We start from the raw sequence: 5,993 nt of genomic DNA, 5'->3' as shown, positions 1-5,993 counted from the left end.
CTCCGCAGCCGCCTCACAGCCCCCTTCCGGCCCCGGCGAGGCACCGGTGGCCCCCGGGGCCCCCGAGGCCGCCGAAGAGGCCGTGGAAGCCGCTGACGGCCCCGACGGGCCGGGCGCCGAGCACGCCCCTGCGGCGGCCGACGACGAACCGGCGCCGGAAGCCACCGAGGAGCACGCCGTCGGCCCCGGAGAAGACACCGGTGACCAGGCCACCGCGCTCCCCGGCGAGGAACACCCCCTGGCCGCCTACGTCCTGCGCGTCAACGGCGTCGACCGCCCCGTCACCGACGCCTGGATCGGCGAGTCGCTGCTCTACGTCCTGCGCGAGCGGCTCGGACTCGCCGGCGCCAAGGACGGCTGCTCGCAGGGCGAGTGCGGGGCGTGCAACGTCCAGGTCGACGGACGGCTCGTCGCCTCCTGCCTGGTGCCCGCCGTGACCGCCGCCGGCAGTGAGGTCCGTACCGTCGAGGGCCTCGCCGAGGACGGACAGCCGTCGGACGTGCAGCGCGCCCTCGCCCGGTGCGGGGCCGTGCAGTGCGGCTTCTGCGTGCCCGGCATGGCGATGACCGTGCACGACCTGCTGGAGGGCAACCCCGCCCCCACCGAGCTGGAGACCCGCCAGGCGCTGTGCGGCAACCTCTGCCGCTGCTCCGGCTACCGGGGTGTCGTCGACGCCGTCAAGGAGGTCGTCGCCGAACGCGAGGCCCACGCGGCGGCCGACGCTGAGACGGACGGCGACGAGGCACGTATTCCGCACCAGGCGGGTCCCGGCGCCGGCGGCGTCCACCCGTCGGCGTTCGACTCCCCGGGGTTCCCGAACGCCTCCGGGCCGCATGAGCAGGCGTACGGACAGGGACAGGACGGAGGCCAGGCGTGAGCAACGAAGCCGCCACCGCGACCACCGCCGCGGAGGCAGCACCCGCGCCCGAGCCGATTCCGCACGGCATCGGCGTCTCCCTGCCGGCCGCCGACGCGCGCGCCAAGACCGAGGGCACCTTCCCCTACGCGGCCGACCTGTGGGCCGAGGGCCTGCTGTGGGCGGCCGTCCTGCGCTCCCCGCACGCGCACGCGCGCATCGTGTCCATCGACACCACCCACGCGCGCGAGATGCCCGGGGTCCGCGCGGTCGTCACCCACGAGGACGTGCCCGGCAGACCGGTGCACGGCCGCGGCCGGGCCGACCGCCCGGTGTTCGCCTCCGAGGTGGTACGCCACCACGGCGAGCCCATCGCGGCCGTCGCCGCCGACCACCCCGACACCGCGCGCATGGCCGCGGCCGCCGTCATCGTCGAGTACGAGATCCTCGACCCGGTCACCGACCCGGAGCAGGCCTTCGAGGCCGAGCCCCTGCACCCCGACGGCAACCTGGTCCGGCACATCCCGCTCCAGCACGGCGACCCCTCGGTGACCGGCGAGATCGTCGTCGAGGGCCAGTACCGCATCGGCCGCCAGGACCCCGCACCCATCGGCGCCGAGGCCGGCCTCGCGGTGCCCCGCCCCGACGGCGGTGTGGAGCTGTACCTCGCCTCCACCGACCCGCACACCGACCGCGACACGGCCGCCGCCTGCTACGGCCTCGAACCCGAGCGCGTCAAGGTCGTCGTCACCGGAGTCCCCGGCGCCACCGCCGACCGCGAGGACCAGGGCTTCCAGCTCCCGCTCGGCCTGCTCGCGCTCAAGACCGGCTGCCCGGTGAAGCTGACGGCCACCCGCGAGGAGTCCTTCCTCGGCCACGTGCACCGCCACCCGACGCTGCTGCGGTACCGCCACCACGCCGACGCCGAGGGCAAGCTGGTCAAGGTCGAGGCGCAGATCCTGCTCGACGCGGGCGCCTACGCCGACACCTCCTCCGAGGCCCTGGCCGCCGCCGTGGGCTTCGCCTGCGGGCCGTACGTCGTGCCGAACGCCTTCATCGAGGGCTGGGCCGTGCGCACCAACAACCCGCCCTCCGGCCATGTGCGCGGCGAGGGCGCGATGCAGGTGTGCGCCGCCTACGAGGCGCAGATGGACAAGCTCGCCAAGAAGCTGGGTGTCGACCCGGCGGAACTGCGCCTGCGGAACGTACTGGCGACGGGGGACGTGCTCCCCACCGGCCAGACGGTGACCTGCCCGGCCCCGGTCGCCGAACTGCTGCAAGCCGTACGGGACTTCCCGCTCCCGGCGCTGCCCAAGGACACCCCCGAGGACGAGTGGCTGCTGCCCGGCGGACCCGAGGGCGCGGGCGAACCGGGCGCGATCCGCCGGGGCGTCGGCTACGGCCTGGGCATGGTGCACATGCTGGGCGCCGAGGGCGCGGACGAGGTCTCCACGGCGACCGTACGGGTCCAGGACGGCGTCGCCACGGTGCTCTGCGCGGCCGTCGAGACCGGCCAGGGATTCACCACGCTGGCCCGTCAGATCGTCCAGGAGACGCTCGGCATCGACGAGGTCCACGTGGCCCCCGTCGACACCGACCAGCCTCCCGCGGGCGCGGGCGCGCGTGGCCGTCACACCTGGGTCTCCGGCGGCGCGGTGGAACGGGCGGCCAAGATGGTCCGCACCCAGCTCCTTCAGCCCCTGGCGCACAAGTTCGGCATGTCCACCGAACTCCTCCAGATCACCGACGGCAAGATCACCTCCTACGACGGCGTCCTGTCGACGACCGTCACCGAGGCCATGGACGGCAAGGAACTGTGGGCCACCGCCCAGTGCCGTCCGCACCCGACGGAACCCCTCGACGAGACGGGCCAGGGCGACGCCTTCGTCGGTATGGCGTTCTGCGCGATCCGCGCGGTCGTCGACGTCGACATCGAACTCGGCTCGGTCCGCGTGGTCGAGCTGGCGCTCGCCCAGGACGTGGGCCGGATCCTCAACCCCGCCCAGCTGGAGGCCCGTATCGAGGCGGGCGTCACCCAGGGCGTCGGCATAGCGCTGACGGAGAACCTGCGCAGCGCGCGCGGCCTGATCCGCCACCCGGACCTCACGGGATACGCCCTGCCGACGGCCCTGGACGCGCCGGACATCCGGATCGTCAAGCTCGTGGAGGAGCGGGACGTGGTCGCCCCGTTCGGCGCGAAGGCGGCCAGCGCGGTGCCCGTGGTCACGTCACCGGCGGCCGTCGCCTCCGCCGTACGGGCCGCGACCGGCCGGCCCGTCAACCGGCTGCCGATCCGCCCGCAGGCCGCGGTGGTGACGGACCGGTGAGCACGCCCGGGCAGGAGCCCCGCGAGTACGAACCGCCGCCCGGCCTCGGCAAGTTGGCGCTGTGGATCCTGCTGTTCGTGGTGGCGGCGACCGTCGTCGTGGTGGGCGGCGTGTACTTCGCGTGATGCGCGGGGTCGTGCTGCTGGTCACCGGGGTGATGGGGCAGGGGAGTCGACGGTCGCGCAGGCGCCGGCGGAGCGGTTGCCGCGGGCGGCGCATGTCCGCGCTGACGTGTTCCGGCGGATGATCGTGACCGGACGCGAGGAGTACGCACCCGGGGCCTCCGAGGAGGCTGCCGCCCGACTCGGCCTGCGGTAGCGGCTGTCGGCGGCGGCGGCGGCGGACGCGTACGCGGAAGCCGGATGCACGGCGGTCGTACAGGACGTGGTGCTGGGCGGGGCCCTCCCGGCGTACGTCGGGCTGGTCCGCACCCGGCCGCTGTACGTGGTGGTCCTGGCGGCGCTGGACGAGGCGCTGCGGACCTCGGCACCGCCGATCGGCCTGTGGCTGGACACCCCCGCGCAGACGGTGGAGGCGATTCTCGCGGGACGGGAACGCGTCAGGGTGCTCTGACGTCTCCTTGGTACGGGGGCGTTGTCAGTGGCGGCGCGTAGTGTTTCGAGCAGTGGGGGACGAGCGCAGGCCCGACGGGTTCGCCGTGCCGTGCCCGGCCAGGGGACTGCGTACGAAGCACACGGGGGAGCCATGAGCACGACCGATGCCGCCGTAGCGGCGATCAGACTGACCGAGGACGAACTGCAGCCGTACATCTCGCATGCGTCGACCCGCCGCTGGCTCAGCGGCCCCGGACTGCCCGCCGACAGCGACCTGTTCACCTTCGAGGAGCTGCGCAGTCAGGGCCTGCGCACGGTCGCGGACTCCACCTCCGACCCGGCCGGACGGCTCAGCGAGGAGCTGCGCGACCAGTTGGTGATCGGCGGGCTCACGGACCTGCACGGCAGGGAGACGGAGTCGGTCCTGCTCGACGGAGTCACCGGCGAGGTCTCCACGACGGCGTTCTTCCACGCCCGCCCCGACCTGATGGACCGCACCCCGCTGGCCCCGTCGCTCCCCACCCTGGTCCGCTTCGCGACGGCGACGGACGAACTGACGGAGGTGCGCGGCCAGTTCGCCGCCTACGCCGGCCGCTTCGGCCCCACGGCGGTGGAGGACGCGACGCGCCAACTGCTGACGGTGTTCGAGGAGGGCACGGGCGGCGACGTGCCGACGTTCTGGAAGATCGCGGCACTGATCCGCCCGCTGGCCCTGGTGGCGGGCCCGGGCACGGACTCCGGCCTGGCCCTGGACCTCCCGCCGCGCCTCCTGGACCATGAGTTCGGCCGGAACCGGGTCGCCCGCTTCGAGGACATCGACTTCCCGTCCACGCTCACGCACGCCCCGACCCGCCGCTTCCTCGCGGAGACGGGCCTGCCCGAGGACGGCGTCCTCTTCCACACCGACCCGGACGCCCCGCTCCCCACCCTCGCGGAGCACCGGGCCGAGCACCTGGTCGCCCTCCCGCCGCGCGCCGGCCACCTGATCGTCCTCGGCCACCTGATCGAGGACAACACCCTGGTCGTCGACGGCGAGACGGGCGCGGTCCTGAACTGGAGCGAGCGCGAGGGCACGCTCCACCCCCTCAACACCGACATCTCCACCCTCGCCTTCACCCTCTGGCTCCTGCACCGGGAGCGCCGGATAGACGAGTCGCTCGCCCACGAACTGACGAACACGCTGTACGTCCAGGTCGCCAAGACGATGATCCGCGCCCTGTCCACGATCGACCCCACGGGCACGACGACGGACGCGGACTGGCACTACTGGACGGAGCTGTTCCAGGACGAGGTGGGCGGGGTGCTCTGACCGGCCGCACGCCGCAGCGTCGCCGAGAGGTGGTGCTGCAAGGGCTGCCCGACGGCTGCGAGATCGTGCACGAAGTCGAGGGTGCCGGCGTCGGCGAGGGTGTAGCGGCGACGGGTGGCGGTCACGTCCTTGGCGGTGGGGGTGAGCGCCACGGAGTGCGTGGCGAGATCGACCGTGCCCCCCTGGGCGTGCCCGACCAGGATCTCGGTGATGCCGGTGGGCTGGGTGACCAGCGCCTCCACCCGGCCGTCCGGCTGCAACCGCCACCACCCGCTCTCCCGGGCCGCGGGCCGCAAGGGCGCCCCGTTGTCGTCGAGCAGCCAGGCCCGGGCCTCGTACCGGAGGAAGGGCCGCCCGTCGTGACTGAACCGGACCTCCTGCGCGTACCCGAAGTCACCGTCGAGCGTCGGATACCCGCCCCGCCCCCGACCGCGCCACACGCCGAGAAACCCGAGCACGGGCCCGAGCAGCGCGTGCGGGTCAGGCGCCCGCTCCGCCCCCAGGGAATCGGGAAAGGGCGGCTCCGCCCCACTGTCGACCACGCCCGCGTCCTCCTCACTCACGACCACAACCGCCGCAAGCGTAGGACGCCCCACGGGAAAGGGACGGCACCTCGAACGAGATGCCGTCCCCTCTCCACAGAGGCCGTGGCGGGAATCGAACCCGCGTAACTCGCTTTGCAGGCGAGTCCCTGAACCACTCGGGCACACGGCCGTCACCGGGTCCCGTCGTGTCTTCCTGCCGTGGCGGGGATCGGACCCGCGTAACTCCCCGCGAGCGGAGCTCGCTGATGGATGCAGCGCAGGCGAGTCCCTGAACCACTCGGGCACACGGCCGGGATGAACCGGTGACTTGACCGTAGGGGGCCGTGGGGGGTGGTTCAAGGGAGTCGTGGGGGCTGCAACGGGACCGCCATACGCCGTTCATGAACGAGGGCGGGGCCGCAG

The 5,993-nt window shown here is 73.6% G+C and carries 5 protein-coding genes, 2 tRNA genes and 1 pseudogene; 5 read left to right on the top strand and 3 right to left on the bottom strand.

Going from position 1 to position 5,993, the window contains the following annotated elements; genetic code table 11:
- The 5 genes and pseudogenes from AOJ26_RS28030 to AOJ26_RS28015 all read left to right on the top strand — a co-directional run.
- Positions 1-877: (2Fe-2S)-binding protein (locus AOJ26_RS28030; RefSeq protein ID WP_199828880.1), on the top strand; the 877-nt coding region annotated here is incomplete at its 5' end.
- Positions 874-3,183: a xanthine dehydrogenase family protein molybdopterin-binding subunit gene (locus tag AOJ26_RS28025; protein WP_053851147.1), complete on the top strand. Its 2,310-nt coding sequence runs from the start codon at positions 874-876 to the stop codon at positions 3,181-3,183. The genes AOJ26_RS28030 and AOJ26_RS28025, both read left to right, overlap by 4 nt.
- Positions 3,180-3,308 carry a hypothetical protein gene (locus AOJ26_RS44975; RefSeq protein WP_256979496.1) on the top strand — a complete coding sequence of 43 codons (129 nt, stop codon included), beginning with the start codon at positions 3,180-3,182 and terminating at the stop codon, positions 3,306-3,308. Before AOJ26_RS28025 ends, AOJ26_RS44975 begins: the two co-directional genes overlap by 4 nt.
- A pseudogene (locus tag AOJ26_RS28020) lies at positions 3,308-3,756 on the top strand (phosphotransferase). The gene AOJ26_RS44975 and the pseudogene AOJ26_RS28020 overlap by 1 nt, the downstream one beginning before the upstream one ends.
- Before the next feature lie 132 nt (positions 3,757-3,888).
- Positions 3,889-5,046, top strand: a complete 1,158-nt coding sequence (locus AOJ26_RS28015) for an SUKH-4 family immunity protein (protein ID WP_053851146.1) — start codon at positions 3,889-3,891, stop codon at positions 5,044-5,046.
- Here AOJ26_RS28015 and AOJ26_RS28010 read toward each other — a convergent pair.
- The 3 genes from AOJ26_RS28010 to AOJ26_RS43600 all read right to left on the bottom strand — a co-directional run bounded on the left by AOJ26_RS28010 (position 5,001) and on the right by AOJ26_RS43600 (position 5,883).
- Entirely contained in the window at positions 5,001-5,588 is a 588-nt protein-coding gene (locus tag AOJ26_RS28010; protein ID WP_053851148.1) for an FABP family protein, read from the bottom strand. The two genes, AOJ26_RS28015 and AOJ26_RS28010, sit on opposite strands and share 46 nt — an antisense overlap.
- A gap of 100 nt (positions 5,589-5,688) precedes the next feature.
- Positions 5,689-5,760, bottom strand: a tRNA-Cys gene (locus AOJ26_RS28005).
- A 24-nt stretch (positions 5,761-5,784) separates the two neighbouring features.
- A tRNA-OTHER gene (locus tag AOJ26_RS43600) sits at positions 5,785-5,883 on the bottom strand.
- Between the last annotated feature and the right edge of the window lie 110 nt (positions 5,884-5,993).

The sequence above is a fragment of the Streptomyces sp. NRRL B-24085 genome, assembly GCF_001282115.1.
Lineage (GTDB): Bacteria > Actinomycetota > Actinomycetes > Streptomycetales > Streptomycetaceae > Streptomyces.
The sequence above is the reverse complement of the archived record's forward strand: the minus strand, read 5'-3'. Positions and strand labels throughout refer to the sequence as shown.